The sequence below is a fragment of the Sphingobium aromaticiconvertens genome, assembly GCF_037154075.1.
Classification (GTDB): domain Bacteria; phylum Pseudomonadota; class Alphaproteobacteria; order Sphingomonadales; family Sphingomonadaceae; genus Sphingobium; species Sphingobium aromaticiconvertens.
The window spans coordinates 1821092-1843295 of record NZ_JBANRJ010000001.1 but is presented as its reverse complement, the minus strand read 5'-3'; the positions used below and the strand labels follow the sequence as shown (position 1 = coordinate 1843295).

Sequence of the window (22204 nt, the reverse complement as noted above, 5' to 3'; positions counted from 1 at the left end):
GCAGAAAAAGGATTTTTTTGTTGCGCTGCAAGGCGCTTGCATCAAAGTCAGATCACGATGTTACGCCAGTATGAACTTGTTGAGCGCGTCAAAAGCTACGATCCGGATGCGGACGAAGCGATGATCAACCGCGCTTATGTCTTTTCCGTCCAGAAGCATGGCAGCCAGAAGCGCGCCAGCGGCGACCCCTATTTCAGCCATCCGATCGAGGTGGCGGGAATCCTGACCGACCTCTATCTGGACGACCAGACGATCGTGACCGCGCTGCTGCACGACACGATCGAAGATACGCTCGTTACCTATGACGAGATTGAGAGCGCCTTCGGCGGAGAAGTCGCGCGACTGGTCGATGGCGTCACCAAACTCTCCAAGATCGAAGCACAGTCCGAGAATGAGCGCGCAGCGGAAAATCTGCGCAAATTCCTGCTCGCCATGTCGGATGATATTCGCGTCCTGATCGTGAAGCTGGCCGACCGTCTCCACAATATGCGGACACTGCACTTCATCAAGAATGAAGCCAAGCGGCGGCGCATCGCCAAGGAGACGATGGACATATACGCCCCGCTCGCCGAGCGGATCGGCATGTACGACTTCATGCGCGAGATGCAGTTGCTCGCCTTTCGCGAGCTGGAACCGGAAGCCTATGACAGCGTCACCAGGCGGCTGGAACGGTTGAAGGAGGGCGGCCACGACAAGGTCGACCGGATCGGCGCGCAACTCCAATTGCTGCTCGGCAGCGCGGGCCTGTCCGTCACGGTATCGGGGCGCGAGAAGCATCCTTTCTCCATCTGGCGGAAGATGCAGGAACGGCACATCAGCTTTGAACAGCTAACCGATGTCATCGCCTTTCGCGTCATCACCGAAACGGTGGAGGATTGCTATCGGGCGCTCGGCGTCATCCACCAGACGTTCAAGATGGTGCCGGGTCGGTTCAAGGATTATATCTCGACACCCAAGCGCAACGGCTATCAGTCGCTGCACACCACCGTCATTCATAACGAGAATGCGCGGATCGAGGTGCAGATACGCAGCCGCGACATGCATCATGACAGCGAATTCGGCCTCGCCGCCCACTGGGCCTACAAGCAGAAAGGCGACGTGCGCGACCAGAAGGCGCCATGGCTGCGCGATCTGGTCGAAATATTGGAGCAGAGCCAGGACGCGGACGAACTGCTCGAACATACACGCATGGCGATGTATCAGGACCGCATCTTCGCCTTCTCTCCCAAGGGCGAACTGCATCAGTTGCCCAAGGGTTCGACGCCGGTGGACTTCGCCTATGCGGTTCACACGTCGCTGGGCAACCAGACGGTCGGCGCGAAGGTCAATGGCCGTGTTGTGCCGTTGCGGACCAGCCTTGAAAATGGCGATCAGGTCGAGATTCTAAAGTCAGAAGGACAGGAGCCACAGCCCGGCTGGCTGACCTTTGCCATCACCGGCAAGGCCCGCGCCGCCATCCGCCGCTACATTCGCCACAAGGAGCGGGGCGAAATGATCGCGCTGGGCGGTAAGCTCTATGAAGAGATTATCGGTCGTTTCCCCGCCGATCTCGCGTCGGAATTGGGCGACAAGGCGCTGAAAGCCGCGCTCAAGCGGCTAAAGCTGGAAGACCGATCCGCGTTGATGATCGCCATCGCCACGCACCGTTTGCTCGATTCAGAAGTGATGGAGGCGCTGATCCCCGGCTCGACCAGCGGTGCGGGGATGGAGGAAGCGCATCCGCGCCAGCACGCGCCGGTGTCGATCCGAGGGCTGACGCCGGGCATCGCCTACAGGCTGGGCGATTGCTGCCATCCGGTGCCGGGCGATCGGATCGTGGGCATCCGCCGCACGGGTGAACCGATCGAAGTCCACACGATCGATTGCAAGACGTTAGAGAACGGGCAGGATGCTGACTGGGTCGACCTGGCCTGGGACAGTGGATCAAAGGGCGGCACCGCGCGCCTTCAGGTCATCGTCAAGAACCAGCCCGGCGCGCTGGCGGCCGTCGCCAATATCTTTGGCGCGACCAAGGCGAACATCCTCAACCTGCAACTGGTCAACCGCGAAGGGCCGTTCCACACCGACATCATTGACCTGGAGGTGGCTGACGCCGCGCATCTCATGCGGATTTTGTCGGCGCTGCGGGCGCTCGACATCGTGGTGCAGGCGGATCGGGTCTAGGCCGAAGCCGCCCGCTCCTCCCCGGCGGAAATCACCGTCGCCGCGACCAGATCGCCGGTGACGTTGAGCGTCGTGCGGCACATATCGAGCAGCCGGTCGACGCCCAGCACCAGCCCTATCCCCTCGGGCAGCACGCCAACCATCGCCAGGATCATCGCCACCACCGGCAGCGATCCACCCGGCACCCCGGCCGTTCCGACACCACCCAATATGCACACCAGCATGACCATCAACTGCTGGCTCAAACTGAGGTCAACGCCAAAGAACTGGGCGAGGAACAGCACCGTCACCCCTTCGAACATCGCGGTGCCATTCTGGTTGGCAGTCGCACCAATGGTCAGAACGAAGCGCGATATACGTCGCGGCAGATGCAATTCGTCCTCCGCAACACGCAGCGCCGTGGGCAGCGTTGCGTTGGAGGAAGCGGTGGCAAAAGCCATCACCATCGCCTCATGCACCGCGCCAAAGAAACGCAGCGGCGAACGACGGGCCAGAAAGGCGATCAGCAGCGGGAAGACGACAAACATCTGCACCGCCAATGCCAGCAGCACCACCCCGACATAAGCCGACAGCCGCACCAGCAAATCCCATCCGAATTGTGCGGCCAGGTTGAACATGAAACAGGCGATGGCGAGCGGCGCGATGCGGATGACGATGCCGATCAGGCGCATCGCGACCTCGAATATTCCCTCCACAACGGTCAGCAACGCCGCGCTACCCGACGTTTGCACCAGCACCATGCCGATGCCGAAGAACAGGGAGAAGAACATCACCGCCAATATGTCATTGCGCCCCATGGCCGCGACGATGTTGTCTGGAACGATGGCGATGATCGCCGCGATGCCGGTAGGTGTTTCGCCGCCCCGCGCCAAGATCGCCTGTGCGCCCTGCCCCGCATCGGCCAGCATCGCCCGTGCCATTGCCGGATCGACACCATCACCCGGTCGCAACAGGTTGACGGCGGCCAGACTGATGACGACCGCGATCGAGGACACGATCACCGTATAGATCAACGTGCGGACACCCACCCGGCGCAACGCCTTCATCTCCCCCATCTCGACAATACCGACGATCAGCGCGGATGCGAGCAGCGGAATCACCAGCATGAACAGCAGGCGCAGGAATATCTGGCCGATGGGTCCGGTGACATAGCGCGTGACGATATCTACCCACGGCGTATCAGGGGCCGTCATATAGACGATCATGCCCGCACCAAGCCCGATCAGAAAGCCCGCAAGCATCTGCCATTGCAGCGACATACGCGGAAAGCGGTATAGCCCTGTTCTGACTTGTGCGTCCGCCATGCCTGCTTTTCCTCCCGGCTCGTCTTCAGAGGAACCATCGGTCCGCCGCTTGTTTCCCCCGCCGCCTTCCAAGCAGGTTCCCATGCCGTCCATCTGTTGGCATATAGGGGGACAAGGAGAGACACGATGCAAGCCATGGGTGAAAAGGGCACGGACGAAAGCTGCCCTTTCGATTTCAATTTCGATGCGGCCAGTTTCAAGGTCGGCGACACGGTCAGCTATCGCGTGGTCGGCTTCGACGGTTTCCCGTTCGCGGGGACGCTGGTGGAAGTGCTTGACGACCATGTCATCATCAATGCCGGGGACGGTAGCCCGCCGATGCGCGGCACCCGTGAGAGCCGCCCCGTGGTCGAGGCGTCGGAAGTCCGCTAAATCCTAATAACTCTCGCCAGCGCAGTATATCCGCCCTGTACCCAGATTTTTCACGGTGCAGGCAGGCTTGCCCTGCACGGTGACGTCGCCCGATCCGCTTGAACGGATATCGGCGGAAACGGCGGTGATCACGGCGATTTCGCCCGGCCCGTCGCTGGACAGGCGCGACTGGCGGGCGGTCAGCTTTTCAGCGGCGATGCTGCCCGGTCCCGACACACGCAGGTCCGCGACACCCGCGCGTCCCGCCAGCGTCGCGCGCCCACCGCCCGCCAGCATCACCGTCAACCGGTCGACATCCACCGCCTGGATCGTCACGTCGCCATTGCCGCCCAGCACAATGTCGCCCGACAGACCCTTCATCCGATTGACCGTTATAGAGCCGCCGCCGGTCAGCATCACCCGGCGCAGATCGCCGGTGGAAAAGCGCAGCGTCGCAGGTCCAGCCGAACGGCCACCGCCAGTCGCGGCCACCATGCTGATCTTCAACACTCGGCCCGACACCTCGACCCGCAGCCTTTCCAGTGTCGCGCGCGGCCCTTCCCCACGCCCTGACGATCCGCCCCCGGTCGTCAGAATGACGTTGACCGGCGCCTCGACCCGCAGGCTGTCAAAGCTGGATATGGTGTAGCTCTGTGTATCCGCCAGCGCCGCGCCGGGCGTCGCCGTCAGGGCGACACCCAGCGTCCCAATAAGCCGGGGCGTTAGCCGTCGCAGCGCACTTCGCCCGATCCCATGACCGACTTTTTGCATTGCGCCTTGCCCTTCACCGTCACATCGCCCGATCCCATGATGCTGATATCGATCGCACCATCGGACGCAAAGCCGATATCGCCCGATCCCAGCACCGACGCCTCGGCCGCGCCGAATTTCAGCCCATCCCCCTTGAAATCGCCCGATCCGGTCGTTGAAATCTTGCCCCGTTCCGCAGTGCCCGCCAGCGTCATCTCGCCCGATCCGGTAATGTCCGCCTTCACCTGCTTGACCGCGACGGCCGCAACCGACAGGTCGCCCGATCCGGTCAGCGACAGGTCCAGCCCTTCGCCTCTGGCACTATCGATCGTGACATTGCCCGATCCGGTCAGCGACACCGCCGCCAGCGAAGGCAAGGCCACATGGACGGTCGCGCCCTTGTCATCGCCCCAGCTCACGCCCATCCGATGCTTGCGCCCGATCTTGAGCATATCGCCGCTGACGCCCATTTCCAGTTGCTCGATCGCCTTGGGCTCGCCCTCGACCCGCACGGCAAACGGCCCTCTCGTCACCACCACATTGTCGGGACCGGTCGCCGATATACCGGTGAACTCGCTCAGGCCCGCCCAGTCCTTCGGATCGCTGGCCCAGGATGCCGGGCTTCCTGACTGCTTGTTGTCGGATCGATCTGAGCACCCTGCGACAGAGGCCAGCGCAGCAACGACGGCAAGGCGGACGGCGAAATTACGATGGCGCATCATCATCTTCTCCCAAACTGTGTTGCATTCATAATACAGCTTGGTAGCGGTTCCAACCCTCTTTTTCGTTGCTCTCGACAAGTCGCCATCCCCGCGCGACAAGACACTGTCCCATCCCTTCCCCTTTTCAAGGAGTTGCCCATATATGCGCGCCCTTCTCACCGGTTTGTCGCTGATCCCTCTTGCCCTTGCCGCACCACTCTCGGCGCAAAGCGCGCGGGGCACCGACTGGTGGAAGCATGTCGATTTTCTGGCGGACGACGCGTTGCAGGGGCGGCTGACCGGATCGCCCGGCTATGACAAGGCGGCCGACTATGTGATCGCGCAGTTCAAGGCGCTGGGCCTGAAACCCGCCGGGCTGGACGGTTATAAACAGCCCGTCGGTTTCATCGAACAAACGATCCTGTCCGACCGCTCCAGCGCCGCGCTGGTCAGTGCAAAGGGAGAAACGGCGCTTAAAGTCCCCGGTGACATCATATTTGGTGGCTCTGGCGGCCCGGTGCCCGAAACGATCGACGCGCCGTTGGTCTTCGCAGGCTATGGCTTGCACCTGCCCGAAGTCGGCTATGACGATTTCGCCGGGCTGGATGTGAAGGGCAAGATCGTCGTCGTCATCTCTGGCGGCCCCGCCAATGTCTCCGGCGCGCTCAAATCCCATGCCCGGTCGGAACGCGGTAAATGGCTGGCCGAGCAGGGCGCGCTGGGCATGATCGCGCTCGTCACCCCGCATCAGGTCGAAATCCCCTGGTCGCGCCGGGTCGCCCTGTCGTCACAATCCGCCATGTATTTCAGCGATCCCGCCATGCGTGAAAGCGCCGCCCCCTTCCTGAACGCACAGTTGGACCCGGAAAAATCGGCGATGCTGTTCCATGGATCAGGCCATGACTTCGCCGCCATAGCCGCGGCCGCCGACGCCTCGAAACCGATCATCGGCCGCGCCCTCCCCCTGCGTCTGAAGGCCAGCGTCGCGGCCAGGCGATCCGACCTCACTTCACCCAATATCATCGCGGTCATGCCGGGCAGCGATCCGAAGCTGAAAAGCGAATATGTCGTCCTCTCCGCCCATCTCGACGGGTTGGGCCTCGGCACCGCGATCAACGGCGACACCATTTATAATGGCGCGCTCGATAATGCATCGGGCGTCGCCAGCCTGATCGAAATCGCGAAGAAGCTGCGCACCGGTGGCGCGAAACCAAAACGCTCCATCCTGTTCGCGGTCGTCACTGCGGAGGAAAAGGGCCTGCTGGGCGCCCGTTATTTCGCCAAACGCCCCACCGTTCCGCAAAAGGCGATCGTCGCCGACCTTAATTTCGACATGGCCCTGCCGATCTTCCCGCTGACCAGCGTGACCCCGCTCGGCTATGACCAGAGCTCGCTGGGCAAGGATGCAGAAGCGGTCGGCGCGACCATGAGCCTGCCCATCTCGCCCGATCCCTTCCCCGACCGCAACACCTTCATCCGCTCCGACCAATATGCCTTCATCCGCGAAGGCATCCCCGCGCTCTTCTTCAAATATGGGTTCAAGGCGGGCACGCCGGAAGCCGAGAAGGAAAAGGCGTGGCGCGCTAACATCTACCACTCCCCCGCCGACGATGCGAAGCAGCCGGTGATGACGGATGAGGCAGTCAAGATGAACGACTATGTGACTGCCATGGCCCTGCGCGTCGCCAACAGCCCCGCGCGACCCACATGGAATGACGACAGCTTCTTCAAACGGTTCGTGAAATAGGGAAACGAAAAAGGGGCCGGTCCGCATCGTTGCGGACCGGCCCCTTGCTCCCTCTTTAGAATTTGAAGTCGATACGGGCGTAATAATAGCCACCCGACGAGCCGTAAGGGCCATGGCCATAGGGCGAATTATAGGCGCCCGAACCATTCACATAGGGCGAGACACCTGCCGGGATCGTATAGCCCGCCAACAGCTTGGGCACTTCGGGCCGCTTGTCGAACAGGTTGTTCGCACCCAGCGAGAAGGTCACATGGTCGGTAAAGTCATAGCCGACCTCAAGATCGGTGATCGGCGTGGACTTCACGACGCCGGTGTAAGCGGGCGTACCGCTGATCGCCGGGAACACCAGAAGGCTGCTGCTGCCATAGAAGGTTTCACGCAGGTTCAGCGTAAACCGGCCGCTGGTGAACAGGCCACCCCAGACGATCTTATAGTCGGGCGAGGCATCCTCGATATAGCTGACCGACTGGGCGCTGAAGAGGCCGGGGATGGCGTTCTTCGTCACCTTCGTCTTGGTATAGTTACCCGCCAGCGACAAATCCAGACGCCCGAAACCAAGGTCGAAGGGATAACGCAGCGCCACATCGACGCCCATCGTGCGGGTGTCGATACCGTTGGTGAAGGTCGCGACGCCAAGGTTGGGCACATTGTCGAGCGGCACGCCCCGCGCGGCGATCGCGGCGAGCACCTGTGCGCCGGTCGGCACGCCCAGCGCCGGATTGCCGGGCTGGATCACGCCATTGACCAGGCCGCGGATCTGCGCCGTACCGGCGATGCGGTCCTTGATCTTGATATAGTAGCCATCGACCGTCAGCGTCAGCTTGGGGATGGGTCGCACCACGATACCGGCGGAGAAGTTGGTCGACTTTTCAGGCTTCAATGCGCTGAAGCCCAGCAGGCCCGCCGCCGCGGAGGAAGGCGGCAATTGCAGGACGGCGCCGGTCGGGCTGACGTTGGTCGCCGAATAGTTGGATTCCGCCAGTGTCGGGGCGCGGAAGCCGGTGCTGGCCGTGCCGCGAATGGCGAAGGCGTCAGAGAAGTCATAGCGGGTGTTGATCTTGCCGATCAGCGTATCGCCGAAATCGCTGTAATCTTCGTAACGTCCCGCCAGATCGATCGTCCACTTTTCAACCGGCTCGACGAGCACATCGATATAGCCCGCCTTCACATGGCGGGTGAAATTGCCGACGTCGCTTTCGCGATAGCCGGGGAAGGACTGGCCACCTTCCAGATAGATCGACCCTTCGTCACCCATCCCGATGCCGTATTTCTCCCGCCGATATTCGCCGCCGAAGGCGAAGTTGAGCGGTCCGCCCAGACCGACATCAAATTCCTTGCGGACGTCAAGCGTGGTGGTCAGCTGCGACAGCACAAACTGGCCGTCATAGAAGCTGCTGGGGGTGAAACCGGTGTTGATGTAGAGCGAGCGGTTAGCGGAATCGACCGTATAGATGGCATTCTTGTCGCGGCCATAGGTCACGCCCAGATCATAGTTCCAGCCCGACGCCTCGCCCTTGACGCCGCCGGTGATCGAATATTCATCCTGCACGACCTTTTGCTGCGGCACCATGCCGACCACGCCGGTATCGCCAAAGCAGAGGCTGGGATCATAGGTGGCCGTCGCGCCGGGAATATTGCCGCCGGTGTTGGTACAGATACGGCCGGGATGACGGTAGCCCTGATAGGCGTAGCCAACCCGCCGCGAAATATCGCCAAAGCTGTAAAATTCGATCCCGCCGAAATCATAGCCCATATTATAGAAGAGGATGGAGAGTTCCGACTTGGCCTGCCCGCCGTTGATGCCCGCCAGCGTATCGCCGGCAAGGTTCGACCATTGCTGGGTAACATTGGGCTGCAATGTGCCGTCGGGGCGGGTGATCTGTACCTGCCCGTCACCTACAGTCGTGTGGTTCTGTCGACGGTGGAAAGCGGTGAAGTTGAAAAAGCCGTCCTCGCCCAGCTTGAAGCCGGCATTGCCGCTGATGCTCCAAAGCTCGCCTTCGCTGTCATAATATTGTCCGCCCGTGACCTTGAGCGATCCACCATCGGTCTGGTCCTTCAGGATCAGGTTGATGACGCCTGCAATCGCGTCGGTGCCATATTGGGCGGCAGCGCCTTCCTGAAGGATTTCCACGCGCGCCACGGCATCGGGCGGAATGAGGTCGAGGCTGGGCGCAGCCGACCCCTGGAATGGGCCGGCGATGACCTGAAGGATGCTGGAGCCGTGGCGGCGCTTGCCATTGACCATCAGCAGCGTGTGATTGGGACTGATGCCGCGCAGCCGGGCGGACAGCGCGAAATTCGACATGTCCGTGCCCTGCGTCTGGGCCGTGAAGGACGGGACGATCTGCGTCAGCGCCTGATTGAGGTTGGGCTGGCCGACGCGGCTGATCGCATCTTCGCTCAACACCTGGATCGGCGTGGCGCTGTCGGCGGCCTGGGTGCCGACGGCGCGGGTGCCGGTGACGATGATTTCAGCGCCCTCATCAACCTGCGGCGCAACCTGCGGCACCGCCTGCGCCAACGCACAGGCGGACCAGGACGACGCCATGATGAGCGACAGCTTGATAGCAGTCCGTTTGTTCATGTCTCAAAACCCCCGTGATCAATTTTTTGATTGCACGGTTAGAGACGAACAGGCGGTTACAAGTCCGCTAGCTAAAACGAAATATAAATGACATTTTTCAAAGATTTACTTGCATTATAACTGCAAGACAATCCATCATATTGTCTTAAGGTGGCACGATCCACAATTGCAAATTGCGCGCGAAGATGCCGCATTTTGCAACCGCGAAATCATAGCGGATTATGGCTGTTTCTTCGTTTTTACCATGCTCTGGCTGATCAGCCTTTCATGGCTTCCGCAATCAATGCGCTGGCTTCTTTGCTTGTCCAGTCCATGCCGCCGATGATACGCGCAACTTCCTTGCCGCTGGCGTCATAAAGGATACTGGTCGGCAACTGGCCGGTCGCATAGTGGAAGCCGAACTGATTTTCCGGGTCCAGCCAGCCCTTGAGGTGCGGCAGGTCGTGCTTTTTGAAAAAGGCCGGAATCACTTTTGTCCCCTGGCTGTCCTGCGAGATGGTGATGACCGCCAGCCCGCCCGGCCCCTGGCTGGCCGCCACCGCATCCAGCGTCGGCATCTCCGCCACGCATGGCCCGCACCACGTCGCCCAGAGGTTGACCAACATGGGACGCCCGGCAAAATCCTGAAGCGTCGTGTCCGTCCCGTCAGGTGCCGCAAAGGCGAAGGCCGGGGCCTTCTCCCCCGCCTTTGACCGGTCAACGCGATGGCCGAATTCGCCGCCATCGCCCTTTATCTGCCCGCCTGCGTGCGCTTCGCTGCTTGTCGCCTCCCCACTGATGGCCTTATTGGCACTCGCATTGGCTTGCTCCGGGGCCGGTGATTGCCTATCGCATCCCGCCAGCGTCATGGCCGCAAGGCCACCGGTCAGGAGCAGTGTCATTACGGATCGCAAGTCAGTTCTCAAGGCTTCTGGCTCCAACAGCATGTGGGGCGGGCGTTTTGCCGCCGGACCGGCGTCGGTCATGCGCGAGATAAATGCCTCCATCCCGTTCGACCAGCGCCTGTGGAAGCAGGACATAGCGGGATCGAAAGCGCATGTCGCCATGCTTGGCGCGCAGGGAATCGTTTCCGTTGAAGACGCTGCAACGATCACGCAGGGGCTCGACACCATCGCCGCTGAATATGAAGCCGATGGCGTGCCCGTGGACCTCGACCTTGAGGATATCCACATGGTCACGGAGTCGCGCCTCGCGCAACTGATCGGCCCGACGGCGGGGCGACTGCACACCGCACGTTCACGCAACGATCAGGTCGCGACCGATTTTCGCCTCTGGGTCCGCGACGCGATCGACGAGGTGGAGGCGGGCCTGATCGGGCTGCAACGCGCGCTGCTGACCCGTGCGGGCGAACTGGCCGACAGCGTGATGCCGGGCTTCACCCATCTGCAATCCGCGCAGCCAGTAACGTTGGGCCATCACCTGATGGCCTATTATGAGATGATCCGGCGCGACCGCAGCCGCTTTGCCGATGCGCGCGCGCGCCTGAACGAATGTCCGCTGGGCGCCGCCGCGCTGGCGGGCACCGGCTTTCCGATCGACCGTCACGCGACGGCGGCGGCGCTGGGCTTCGCCAAGCCTACCGACAACAGCCTGGACAGCGTGTCCGATCGCGACTTCGCGCTCGACTATCTGATGGCGGCGACGCAATTGTCGCTGCACCTGTCGCGCTTGGCCGAAGAATTCATCATCTGGGCCAGCCAGCCCTTCGGCTTCGTCAAGCTGCCCGACGCCTATTCGACCGGCAGTTCGATCATGCCGCAAAAGCGCAATCCTGACGCCGCCGAGCTGGTACGCGGCCATTCGGGACGCATCATGGGCTGCATGACGGCGCTGTGCGTGACGATGAAGGGACTGCCGCTCGCCTATTCGAAGGACATGCAGGACGACAAGCCACCGGTGTTCGAGGCGCATGACCTGCTGGGCCTGTCGATCGCGGCGATGACCGGCATGATCGACACCGTGACTTTCCGCACGGACCGGATGCGCGGCCTTGCCGAAAGCGGCTTTGCCACCGCCACCGACCTTGCTGACTGGCTGGTGCGGGAGGGGAATATTCCCTTTCGTGAGGCGCATCATATCACTGGCCGCGCGGTCGCAGCGGCGGAAGAAGCGGGCGTGCCGTTGCCTGACCTGCCGCTCGCCACGCTACAGGCGATCGACGCACGGATCGACGCGCGTATCTTTGGCGTATTGACGGTGGATGCCTCGGTCGCCAGCCGCCAGAGCCATGGCGGCACCGCGCCCGATCAGGTACGGGCACGGATCGCGCAGGCCCTGATCGAACTGGATCTGGCCGAACTGGAGAAACGCGGATGAAGACGGCGATCGGACGGGGCATCGCGCTGGCGGCACTGGTCGCCGCACTGGCAGCCTGCGGAGGGCGACAACCGCTGAAGCCCGTGGAGGGCCAACGCCTGCCCGCCGTACCGGTAGGCGCGACAACCGCACCCACCGGACAACAGCTTCTGACGCCCTCGACGCAAGCGCGTCCGGAACGCAATGTGGAATTATTGCGCCAGTCGGATGAACGGAAGGACGATCCGTTCGACCTGCCACCAGAGCGCAATTAGGGGGTCATAGGTGGATCATTTCGACTATCGCGACGGGGCCATGCATGTCGAGCAGGTGCCCCTCGACACTATCGCCGACGCCGTCGGCACACCGGTCTATGTCTATTCGACCGCGACGCTGACCCGTCATGTCACGGTATTCCGTGATGCGCTGGGGCAGATCGACAATCCGCTGATCGCCTTTGCGGTCAAGGCCAATCCCAACGCCGCCGTGCTGGCGACGCTGGCGAAGCTGGGACTGGGCGCGGACGTTGTGTCGGGCGGCGAATTGCTGCGTGCGGTTGCGGCAGGCATCCCCGCCAACCGCATCGTCTTTTCCGGCGTCGGCAAAACGCAGGACGAGATGCGCCTCGCCCTCGACCACGGCATTTTCCAGTTCAATCTGGAAAGCGAGCCGGAGGCTGAGATGCTTTCCGCCGTGGCCCTGTCGATGGGCAAGCGCGCGCCCGTCGCCTATCGCATCAACCCGGATGTCGACGCGGGCACCCATGCCAAGATTTCGACCGGCAAGTCAGAGAACAAGTTCGGCATCCCCTACGACCGGGCGATTGCCTCCTACGCTGCCGCGCGCGACCTGCCTGGCCTCGACGTGCAGGGGGTCGCGGTTCATATCGGCAGTCAGCTAACCGACCTCGCCCCACTGGAGGCCGCCTTCGTGAAGGTCGGCGTACTGGTCAAAGCGTTGCGCGCGCAGGGCCATGACATCCGCACCGCCGATCTGGGCGGTGGCCTTGGCGTACCCTATGACCCGGCCGAACCTATACCCCCCAGCCCCGCCGCCTATGGCGCGATGGTGACGCGGGTGACGCAAGGTTGGAACCTGCGCCTGCTGTTTGAACCGGGCCGCGTGATCGTGGGCAATGCGGGCGCGCTGCTGTCGCGCGTTATCCGCGTGAAGCAAGGCGCTAGCCAGCCCTTCGTCATTGTCGACGCGGCGATGAACGACCTGCTGCGTCCCAGCCTCTACGATGCATGGCATGACATCCGTGCGGTGAAACCGTCGGGTACGCGAGCCGCCGCCAACGTGGTCGGGCCAGTATGCGAGACGGGCGACACCTTCGCCATGGGCCGCGATCTGGACGTGGTGCAGGCGGGCGATCTGGTCGCCTTCATGACGGCAGGCGCTTATGGTGCCACGATGGCGAACACCTATAACAGCCGTGCACTGACGCCAGAAGTGCTGGTGTCGGGCAACCAGTGGGCGGTGGTCCGTCCGCGCCTACCGCTGGAAACGCTGATCGCCGGCGATAGCGTGCCTGACTGGGTCAATAGCTGACGATGCACAGCCTGCCGCTCTTCCTGCGGTTGGCAGGGCGTCCGGTCATCCTGATCGGCGCGGGCGAGGCGGCGGATGCCAAACGACGCCTGCTGGAGCGCGCGGGCGCGATCGTGGTGGCGGAGGAGTCGCAGGCGGCACTCGCCATCGTCGCCAATGGCGACGAGGCGGCGGTGGCGCGGCTCAGGGCACGCGGCATATTGGTGAATGCCGTCGACCGCCCGGACCTGTGCGATTTCACCCTGCCCGCCATTGTCGAGCGTGATCCGGTGCTGATCGCCATTGGCACCGGCGGCGCATCGGCCGGTCTGGCGAAGATCATCCGGCAACGGCTGGAAGCGCTGTTGCCCGCGCGACTGGGTGCGCTGGCGACCGCGCTCTACACCGCCCGCCCCGCCATCAACGCGCGCTGGCCCAATGCCGCCGACCGTCGCCGCGCGCTCGACGCCGCGCTGGCGCAAGATGGACCGCTCGACCCCTTGCGCGATGAAGCCGCCGATCAGGTCACGTCCTGGCTTTCGGGCGCGGCCGATCCGGCCAGCGACCGGCTCATAGCCATCACACTCGCCTCCGCCGATCCCGATGATCTGACGCTGCGCGCCGCCCGGTTGCTGGGAGAGGCTGACCGCGTCTATCATCATGCTGCCGTGCCGCTCGCGATCCTCGATCGCGCCCGCGCCGACGCCGTCCGTATATCTGCCCCCGCCGCACCGTCCGAACCGGGTGCGGGCCTCTCGCTTTGGCTGACGCTTACTCCATGACACGCGTTTTCATCCATGACGGCAGCAAGGTCTGCGAGGTCGACCTGGCGACCTATAAGGCGCTGGCGCAGCGGCCACATTTCACTTGGGTCCAGATTGATGGTCAGGCGGAAGATGCGCGGGCGGTCGCGGGCGAATGTGGCGGCATTCCCGACCCCGCTCTATCGGCGCTGCTGGCACAGGAGACACGTCCCCGCTGTACGATCATGGGCGATGGCGCGCTGGTCAATCTGCGCGGCCTGAGCGCGGTGGAGGATGACAGCGGCGATCCGCTGGTGTCGATCCGTATCTGGGCCGACGATGCGCGCGTCCTGTCGGTCAGCTATCGCCCCATTGCCGCACTGGAGCCGATGATCGCGAACATGGTGGCGGGCAAGATCGGCGATCCGGGCGATCTGATCGCGGGACTGGCGCAGGAGATCACGGAGGCCCTCAACCCCGATGTCGCCGAACTGGGCGACGGACTGGATGAGATCGAAAGCGCGCTGACCGATCTGGGACCAGCCGAATCCAGGCGCCGGGTATCCGAAATCCGCGCGACTGCGATCAGTTATCGCCGCTTCATATCGCCACAGCGGCAGGCGCTGGAACGCCTGTCCGTCGCGGAAACGGACTGGCTGCATCACGATGACCGACTGCATCTTCAGGAAGCAGCGGACCGCTGTGCGCGCATGGCCGAAGAACTGGAGGCTGTGCGCGAGCGCTCCGCACTGGCGCATGAGGAGCTGACCGATCTGCGCGCCGAGCATATGAACCGGCAGGCGCTGATCATTTCGGTCGTGGCGCTGGTCTTCCTGCCGCTGACCTTCGTAACCGGCTTGCTGGGCATGAATGTGGAGGGAATCCCCTATGCCACGGCGCCATGGGCGTTCTGGGGCGTGGTGGGGCTATGTGGGGCTATGTCGATCGGCATTAGTGGCTGGTTCGCCGCGACCCACTGGCTGAAACGCTGAACGCTATTTAGGCGCGTGCGGCGTTCAGCCGTTCGATCTCATCATGCAGCGCCTGAATCGAGGAGACCAGCCGTGCGCGATCCCGCTGCATCTCGGTCAGTGCTTCGCGCGTTTCGCCCAACTCCATGGCCCGCCGGGCAACGCGAGCGTCCAGCTCGGCATATTGACGGCTGAACGCCCCCACCGCTTCAGCGCGGGTGGCGACATGGCGCAGGCGCGCATCCAGCAAGTCGAAGTCGAACGGCTTGACGATATGATCGTCCGCTCCGGCCTTCAGCGCCTCGACCGCTGATGCGCTGTCGGTCCGGCTCGTGATCATGACAATGGCGCACGCCGGCGCCAGCCCCGATTCGCGGATGCGCTTCATCGTCGCAAGCGCGGGCAGCAGGATCAGGCCCATGTCGATCAGGATGATGTCGACGGGGCGCGTGATGAGGATATTGAGCGCGACGAAGCCGTTTTCCGCCAGAGCGACATCGTGATTGAGGTGCGACAGACGCCGCGCAATCACCGTCCGCGCGGTCTGATTTTCATCGACCACCAGCAGGCGCAATCGCCGCCCGGCAGTATCGGCATCGCCGTCCTTGCCTTCACCCACCGGCCTGTCCGTATTCCGTTTGAAAAACTGCATGGCGTCGCGTCCCTTTTTAAGGAGCAGACATAAGTACGACGCCCCAACAAATGGTTAACGCGGCAACAGGGGGCTTTTGGACGGATCGGCATCCTGCCAGCGCGCCGACAGCCGAACCGGCTTCCACAGGCCCGGCCCGACGATCGTAAGCGCCATACCCAGACTGGCGCTGACGAACAGCAACGCCGCCAGCAATAGCGCGCCCGCCCCCTGCGCAGCGATCGGATCGACAACCAGGCGATCCAGCACTCCCCCCTCCATCCGGGCCGTGGCCAGCAGGGCCAATCCGCCCGCACGCACGCCAAGCTGTGCGCTCCAATGTTCATACCAATGGGTCATCGCTCAAAACCTCCAGCAGGAGGCCTTTATTTATCCATGGGCGCATAGGCATTCGAGAGCGGGAAAGGCCCATGATCGTAGGGATTGCATAGGATTTCCTTCTTTAACGCGTCCGCCCTCCCAAAATCATGTGCGTTGACGGTCGTTCCGCTATGGTAATCCTATGCCTCGCAATGGCATGAGGGCATGCCATCCAGCGGGAGCCGAGCGCCATGACCGATGACAAGACCTCGGCCCACGGCACTGCACCACAGGGCGGCCTGCCGCTGCTGGCGCTTGGTGCTCTGGGAGTCGTGTTCGGCGACATCGGCACCTCACCGCTTTATGCGCTGAAGGAAAGCTTCGTCGGCCATCATCCGCTGGCGGTCGATCCCCTGCACATCTATGGCGTACTCTCGCTCATATTCTGGACGATGACGCTGATTGTCACCGCCAAATATGTGTTCATCGTCATGCGCGCCGACAATCATGGCGAAGGGGGCAGCATGGCGCTGCTGTCTCTCATCACCCGCAGGTTGGGCCAGACACGATGGAGCGGGACGATCGCCATGCTGGGCGTGCTGGCGACCGCACTCTTTTATGGCGACGCGATCATCACCCCGGCCATCTCCGTTCTGTCGGCGGTCGAGGGGCTGACCGTGGTGAATAGCGGCATGACGCCCTGGGTACTCCCGATCGCCATTGTGATCCTCGTCGGCCTGTTCGTGATGCAAAAGCACGGCACGGCACGGATGGGCGCACTGTTCGGGCCGGTGATGATCGTCTATTTCCTGGTGCTCGCGGTACTCGGCGCGGCCAACCTGATGCGCCATCCAGAGATCATCGGCATCATCAATCCGATCTGGGCCGTGCGCTTCTTTTCGCTTGATCCACGCCTTGCCTTCCTGGCGCTCGGCTCGGTCGTTCTGGCGGTAACGGGGGCGGAAGCCCTCTATGCCGACATGGGCCATTTTGGGCGCAAGGCGATCAGCCTCTCCTGGCTGTACGCGGCGTTTCCCTGCCTGATGCTGAACTATATGGGACAGGGCGCGCTGCTGCTCGACAATCCGGCGGCGGCGGCCAATCCCTTCTTCCTGCTGGCCCCGGACTGGGCGCGCCTGCCACTGGTGGTCCTGGCCACGCTGGCGACGATCATCGCCAGTCAGGCGGTGATCTCCGGCGCTTTCTCGGTCACGCAACAGGCGGTGCAACTGGGGTTCCTGCCGCGCCTGAAAATCACCCACACCAGCGCGAAGGCCGCCGGGCAGATCTATGTGCCGGCCGTCAACTGGGCGCTGCTGATCATGGTCATCCTGCTGGTGCTGGGTTTCAAATCGTCCAGCAATCTGGCCGCCGCCTATGGCATCGCCGTCACGGGTACGATGGTCATCACCGCCTGCATGATGGGTGTACTGACCTTCGCGGTATGGCGCTGGCCGCCGCTGCTGGCGGGGACCGTCACCGGCCTGTTCCTGGTGATCGATGGCGCCTATTTCCTGTCCAACGCCACCAAGATTCCCGACGGCGGGTGGTTTCCTCTCTGCGTCGCTGCAGCCGTCTTTATCGCGCTGACGACCTGGTCGCGGGGGCGGATCATCATGAACCATTATCTGGCCGAAGGGTCGATGGAACTGGACCTGTTCATCCAGTCCACGGCAGAGCGGATCAAGCGGGTGCCGGGGACGGCGATCTTCCTTTCATCGACGACGCAGGGTGTGCCGCCCGCGATGCTGCACAACGTCAAGCACAACAAGATCCTGCATACCCGCAACATCATCCTGACCGTGGTGACGGATGGCGTGCCCCACCTGCCGCTCCATGGACGCGCCATCACGCAGGATTTCGGCCATGGCTTCTATCGCCTCACGCTGCGCCATGGCTTTATGGAGGGGGTCGATATTCCTGCCGCGCTCAAGGCCGTGCAAGATTGCGGCGGACCGTTCACGGTCATGGAAACCAGCTATTTCCTCAGCCGCCAGACGCTGATCCCGTCCGAACGACCGGGCATGGCGATCTGGCGCGAAAAGCTGTTCGCCTGGATGATCCGCAACGCGGAAAGTCCGATGGCTTTCTTCAAATTGCCGGTCAACCGAGTGGTCGAATTGGGGTCGCAGGTCGAAATTTAGGGCCTAACGCTTATCCCTCGACCAGATGCAGGCGGTAACCGATACCCAGTTCATTGCCGATGATGCGGGGGCGTTGCGGCTCATCCTCCAGCTTCTGGCGCAAGGTGCGGACCAGCACGCGCAGATATTCGACATGATGTTCATGTTCGTTGGGCCAGACATGATCCATGATCTGCTTGTGGGTGATGACGCGGCCAGGATGGCGGGCAAGTTGCGCCAGCACGCCATATTCCTTGGGCGTCAGATGTACCTCCTGCCCACGCTTGCAGACGATATGGGCCATCAGGTCGATCTCCACATCGCCTGCCTTGACGGTCGCGGTGCCGCCGTCGCGGGTCAGGCGGTTGCGCAGCGCCACGCGGACCCGTGCCAGCAATTCGTCGGTGTCGAACGGCTTGGTAAGGTAATCGTCGGCGCCCAGATCCAGCGCCGCCACCTTTTGCTCCGTCGCCTCCCGCGCGGAAACGACGATCAGGGTCGCATCCGACTGCGCCTTGAACAGCGGCACCAGTTCCAGGCCGTCGCGGTCGGGCAGGCCAAGGTCGAGCAGGCTGATGTCGGGTCGCTCGCTCTTCAGCATCTCCAGCGCCTCGCGCGCGGTTGCCGCCTCCACCGTCGCATAGTCGGCGCGGATCAGGGCGGCGTGGATCAAGCGGCGTATCTGCGGCTCGTCATCGACGATCAGCACCTTGGTTCGGTTCATGACATATCCTCGGGCGAAGGCGCGGTGACGATCTGCGCCTGGGGGAAATACAGGGTGAAACAGGCGCCGGGCGGATCGGGATTGTTGGCGGCAGTCACATCCAGCCCCATCGCCTCGGCAAAGCCCTTGACGATGGCGAGGCCAAGGCCGGTGCCGTCGCGAGCGCGATCCGATCCTTCAAGGCGCATGAAGCGCTCGAAGATGCGCGCCTCTATGCCTTCGGGGATGCCCGGTCCCCGGTCGATGACCGACAGGGCGATCCCGTCCGGCAGCCGCTGGCCCCGGATCGTCACCACCGTCGCCGGATCAGCATAGCGACCCGCATTGTCGAGCAGGTTGAGGAGGATGTGATGCAGCAGGGTCGCATCGACCCGGACGAGCGGGATGTCCGGCGGAATCTCCACCGTCACCGCATGATGTTTGAGCGATTGGCGGGTATCGTGGACCGCGCCGCCCACCGCATCGAACAGGTCGGTCGCCTCCCGCTTCATCGGCAGCGCGCCCGCCTCCACCCGCGCCATGTCCAGCAGGTTGGCGACGAAACGGTTGAGGCGCTGCGCCTCTGCGTCGATGGTGTCGATCAGGTCACCAGGATATAGCCGGCGCAGCTCGTGCGTGGCGGAGATGATGGTGGTGAGCGGGGTGCGCAGGTCGTGGCTGACCGAGGAGAGCAGTGCCGAGCGGAGCCGGTCGCGCTCCCGCACCTGCCGCACGTCATGCATCTCCTCCTCCAGCGCCATCCGGTCGAAGGCGATCGCGGCTTGATCAAGCAGGCTCATCAGCAGCGGCACCTGATCGGCGCGCAGCGGTTCGCCCGCATCCTCGCGCGCAAGGCCCAGCACACCCAGTACCCCGCGCTGCGTCCGCAGCGGGTGAAACAGCCAGTCGGAGGCCGTCAGCGTAGTGGACCCACGCCCGGCGGGCTGGTCATTATCCATCGCCCATTGCGCGGCGGCCTTCTCGATCTGCTCCAGCCGATCCTCCGGCGGGAAGGCGGCGGCCAGATGCGGCCCATCGCGCGAGGGAAGCAGCAGCACGGTCCGCACGTCGAACAGCCGCGCAACCTCTGCACAGATGGCCTGCATCAGCGCCTCCTGCGTGGCCGAAGCGGTCAGATGGCGGGAAAAGCCTGCGAGCGCTGCATTCTGCCGCGCGCTCGACTGGGCAAGATTGGCCTGCGCGCGAACGCGGGCGGCGAACTGGCTGGTAACGATGGCGACGCCCAGCAGGACCAGGATGCTGATGACATTTTCCGGGTTGCTGACCGTCAATGTGCCGGTCGGCGGCAGGAAGAAGAAATTATAGGCGAGGCTGGAGGCAATGCCCGCATAGACGCCCGCGCGCAGGCCGAAGGTGGCGGCGGCGAACATCACCGGCACCAGATAGAGCAGCGCGATATTGCCAAGGTCGATCGCCTCCAGCAATATCCGCCCCAACGCGGTCATCGCCACCACCATCAGCGTGGCGAGAATATAGTCGGTCGGCTTGCCCCAGCGCCCGGCAGGCGGCGCGGCGGCTACCGTGTGATGCCCCTCCCCCTCATCCCCCGGCAGGACATGCACGGCGACCTGCCCGATGTCGCGCACCAACCGGTCGACCACCGATCCGTGGCGCAGTTCGAACCACCAGCTACGCGCCGACTTGCCGATGACGATCTGGGTCGCATGGGCGTCGGTGGCAAAGCGGCGCAGCCCCTCTACCACGCTGGACGCGGCGATGCTGGCGGTGGCGCCGCCAAGGCGCGAGGCAAGCGCCATCGTGTCGGACAGGCGCTGGCGATCGTCTGCGGACAGGCCCGCGCTGCGCTGCGTCTCAATATGCACGGCGGTCCATGGCGCTTTCAACGCATCGGCAAGACGCTTTGCGGCGCGGACAAGGCCGGCGGCGCTCGGCAGTTCGCTGATCGCGACGGCCACCCGCTCACCCGCCGCGAAGCTGCCCGCCAGCGCATGGGCGCGGACATGCTCCAGCATCTGCGCGTCCACCGCCTGCGCCGCACGACGCAGCGCCAGTTCGCGCAATGCCGTGAGATTAGACTTGGAGAAGAAGTGCGTGAGCGCGCGGCTGGCCTCGGCAGGGATATAGACTTTGCCGTCCTTCAGCCGCTCGATCAGTTCGTCGGGTGGGATGTCTACCACCTCGATCTCGGCGCTTTCGAGGATGGAGTCCGGCACCGTTTCCCGCACCCGGACGCGGGTGAAGGACGCAACGATGTCGTTCAGACTTTCGACATGCTGGATATTGACGGTCGAATAGACGTCGATCCCCGCGTCCAGCAGTTCCTGCACATCCGAATAGCGTTTGGGGTGGCGACTGCCCGGCGCATTGGTGTGGGCCAGTTCGTCGACCAGCACCAGTTTCGGGCGGCGGGCGAGGATGGCGTCAATGTCCATTTCGCCCAGGCTATGGCCCTGATGATCGATCTGCCGACGGGGCACGACCTCATGCCCCTCGATCAGCGCCTCCGTCTCTCGCCGTCCATGACTTTCGACCACGCCGATGACGACATCCATCCCGGCGCGCAGCCGCTCGCGTCCCTCCGACAGCATCTCGAACGTCTTGCCGACACCGGGGGCAGCGCCCAGAAAGACCTTGAGACGCCCACGGCCTTCCTGCGCGGCGGCGCGCAGAAAGGCTTCGGGGTCGCGGCGGGTTGGATCGTTCACTTGGGGCTTGTAGCGCCGAACCGATCCAGCCGTCGATTAAGTTCGAGCAGATTGACGCGTGGCTCGCCAATAAAGCCCAGCAGCGGCTGTTCGACCTGCTGGATGACGAGGCTGCGAACCGCTTGGGCCGATAGGCTACGGGCGCGGGCCACGCGATCCACCTGATAAAAAGCCGCCTCGGGGCTGATATGGGGATCAAGCCCCGAGGCGGAGGCTGTCACCAGATCTGACGGAACGGGGCGATCTGGCGTGGCAGTCCTGAATTTTGCGACATCGGCCTGCACCCGGTCAGCAAGCGCCTGACTGGTGGGACCGTAGTTGGAACCGGAAGAGGCAAGGCCATCATAGCCCTTGCCAGCTGCGGACGGGCGGCCGGTGAAATAGCGGTCGCTGGCGAAACCCTGACCGATCAGGGCGGAGCCGATGACCTTGCCGTCCTGCTGGATGAGGCTGCCATTCGCCTGAAAGGGGAAGAGCGCCTGTCCGATGCCGGTCAGCGCCAGCGGATAGGCGATGCCCAGCAGAGCCGCGAACAGCAGCGCCATGACCAGCGCGGGGCGGAGTGATGAGAGAAAATCCTTGGTCATAATAAACTCC

General features: G+C 63.3%; 19 protein-coding genes. 9 read left to right on the top strand and 10 right to left on the bottom strand.

The features are described 5' to 3' along the window. The first annotated feature begins 57 nt into the window (after positions 1-57). The gene (locus WFR25_RS08685; protein WP_336970201.1) at positions 58-2163 is read left to right on the top strand and encodes a RelA/SpoT family protein; all 2106 of its coding nucleotides are present in this window, start codon (positions 58-60) and stop codon (positions 2161-2163) included. Here WFR25_RS08685 and WFR25_RS08680 read toward each other — a convergent pair. Beyond that, positions 2160-3467, bottom strand: a complete 1308-nt coding sequence (locus tag WFR25_RS08680) for a dicarboxylate/amino acid:cation symporter (RefSeq protein ID WP_336970199.1) — start codon at positions 3465-3467, stop codon at positions 2160-2162. The two genes, WFR25_RS08685 and WFR25_RS08680, sit on opposite strands and share 4 nt — an antisense overlap. A 126-nt stretch (positions 3468-3593) precedes the next feature. Between WFR25_RS08680 and WFR25_RS08675 the strand changes: the two genes are divergently transcribed. Further along, positions 3594-3839 (top strand): hypothetical protein, encoded by a 246-nt coding sequence (locus tag WFR25_RS08675; RefSeq protein WP_336970197.1) that lies wholly within the window; start codon positions 3594-3596, stop codon positions 3837-3839. Between the two features lie 3 nt (positions 3840-3842). Here WFR25_RS08675 and WFR25_RS08670 read toward each other — a convergent pair whose 3' ends face one another. Together WFR25_RS08670 and WFR25_RS08665 are read right to left on the bottom strand one after the other, a co-directional pair. Then, on the bottom strand, positions 3843-4589 hold the full coding sequence (locus tag WFR25_RS08670) for a GIN domain-containing protein (RefSeq protein ID WP_336970195.1): 747 nt from the start codon (positions 4587-4589) through the stop codon (positions 3843-3845). Then, positions 4541-5293 (bottom strand): head GIN domain-containing protein, encoded by a 753-nt coding sequence (locus WFR25_RS08665; RefSeq protein ID WP_336970193.1) that lies wholly within the window; start codon positions 5291-5293, stop codon positions 4541-4543. Before WFR25_RS08665 ends, WFR25_RS08670 begins: the two co-directional genes overlap by 49 nt. A 139-nt stretch (positions 5294-5432) precedes the next feature. Between WFR25_RS08665 and WFR25_RS08660 the strand changes: the two genes are divergently transcribed. After that, positions 5433-7016: a M28 family metallopeptidase gene (locus tag WFR25_RS08660; RefSeq protein WP_336970191.1), complete on the top strand. Its 1584-nt coding sequence runs from the start codon at positions 5433-5435 to the stop codon at positions 7014-7016. A gap of 55 nt (positions 7017-7071) precedes the next feature. Here the strand turns inward: WFR25_RS08660 and WFR25_RS08655 are convergent, their stop codons facing one another. Beyond that, complete coding sequence (locus WFR25_RS08655) at positions 7072-9603, bottom strand: TonB-dependent receptor plug domain-containing protein (RefSeq protein WP_336970189.1); 2532 nt, start codon at positions 9601-9603, stop codon at positions 7072-7074. A gap of 257 nt (positions 9604-9860) precedes the next feature. Beyond that, positions 9861-10484 (bottom strand): TlpA disulfide reductase family protein, encoded by a 624-nt coding sequence (locus WFR25_RS08650; protein WP_336970188.1) that lies wholly within the window; start codon positions 10482-10484, stop codon positions 9861-9863. A 43-nt stretch (positions 10485-10527) separates the two neighbouring features. Here WFR25_RS08650 and argH point away from each other — a divergent pair, with 43 nt between their 5' ends. From argH to WFR25_RS08625, 5 genes are read left to right on the top strand one after another with little or no spacing between them, the layout of a single operon-like run. Beyond that, on the top strand, positions 10528-11919 hold the full coding sequence (gene argH, locus WFR25_RS08645) for an argininosuccinate lyase (RefSeq protein WP_336970187.1): 1392 nt from the start codon (positions 10528-10530) through the stop codon (positions 11917-11919). Then, positions 11916-12173, top strand: a complete 258-nt coding sequence (locus tag WFR25_RS08640) for a hypothetical protein (protein ID WP_336970185.1) — start codon at positions 11916-11918, stop codon at positions 12171-12173. The genes argH and WFR25_RS08640 overlap by 4 nt, the downstream gene beginning before the upstream one ends. A gap of 10 nt (positions 12174-12183) precedes the next feature. Further along, a complete protein-coding gene (gene lysA / locus WFR25_RS08635) occupies positions 12184-13449 on the top strand; it encodes a diaminopimelate decarboxylase (RefSeq protein WP_336970183.1) in 1266 nt (421 codons plus the stop codon). A 2-nt stretch (positions 13450-13451) separates the two neighbouring features. Next, the gene (locus WFR25_RS08630) at positions 13452-14210 is read left to right on the top strand and encodes a precorrin-2 dehydrogenase/sirohydrochlorin ferrochelatase family protein (RefSeq protein WP_336970181.1); all 759 of its coding nucleotides are present in this window, start codon (positions 13452-13454) and stop codon (positions 14208-14210) included. Then, positions 14207-15163, top strand: coding sequence for a zinc transporter ZntB (locus tag WFR25_RS08625; RefSeq protein WP_336970179.1), 957 nt, complete (start codon positions 14207-14209; stop codon positions 15161-15163). The genes WFR25_RS08630 and WFR25_RS08625 overlap by 4 nt, the downstream gene beginning before the upstream one ends. Positions 15164-15170: 7 nt before the next feature. Here the strand turns inward: WFR25_RS08625 and WFR25_RS08620 are convergent, their stop codons facing one another. After that, the gene (locus WFR25_RS08620) at positions 15171-15794 is read right to left on the bottom strand and encodes a response regulator transcription factor (protein WP_336970177.1); all 624 of its coding nucleotides are present in this window, start codon (positions 15792-15794) and stop codon (positions 15171-15173) included. Positions 15795-15848: 54 nt separating this feature from the next. Beyond that, positions 15849-16133 carry a hypothetical protein gene (locus WFR25_RS08615; protein WP_336970176.1) on the bottom strand — a complete coding sequence of 95 codons (285 nt, stop codon included), beginning with the start codon at positions 16131-16133 and terminating at the stop codon, positions 15849-15851. Positions 16134-16345: 212 nt separating this feature from the next. Here WFR25_RS08615 and WFR25_RS08610 point away from each other — a divergent pair, with 212 nt between their 5' ends. Continuing rightward, positions 16346-18238, top strand: coding sequence for a potassium transporter Kup (locus WFR25_RS08610; RefSeq protein ID WP_336970175.1), 1893 nt, complete (start codon positions 16346-16348; stop codon positions 18236-18238). Between the two features lie 10 nt (positions 18239-18248). Here the strand turns inward: WFR25_RS08610 and WFR25_RS08605 are convergent, their stop codons facing one another. From WFR25_RS08605 to kdpC, 3 genes are read right to left on the bottom strand one after another with little or no spacing between them, the layout of a single operon-like run. Beyond that, complete coding sequence (locus tag WFR25_RS08605; RefSeq protein ID WP_336970173.1) at positions 18249-18941, bottom strand: response regulator transcription factor; 693 nt, start codon at positions 18939-18941, stop codon at positions 18249-18251. Further along, positions 18938-21607: a sensor histidine kinase KdpD gene (locus tag WFR25_RS08600; protein WP_336970172.1), complete on the bottom strand. Its 2670-nt coding sequence runs from the start codon at positions 21605-21607 to the stop codon at positions 18938-18940. Before WFR25_RS08600 ends, WFR25_RS08605 begins: the two co-directional genes overlap by 4 nt. Further along, positions 21604-22194 (bottom strand): potassium-transporting ATPase subunit KdpC, encoded by a 591-nt coding sequence (gene kdpC, locus WFR25_RS08595; RefSeq protein WP_336970170.1) that lies wholly within the window; start codon positions 22192-22194, stop codon positions 21604-21606. Before kdpC ends, WFR25_RS08600 begins: the two co-directional genes overlap by 4 nt. Positions 22195-22204 lie beyond the last annotated feature (10 nt).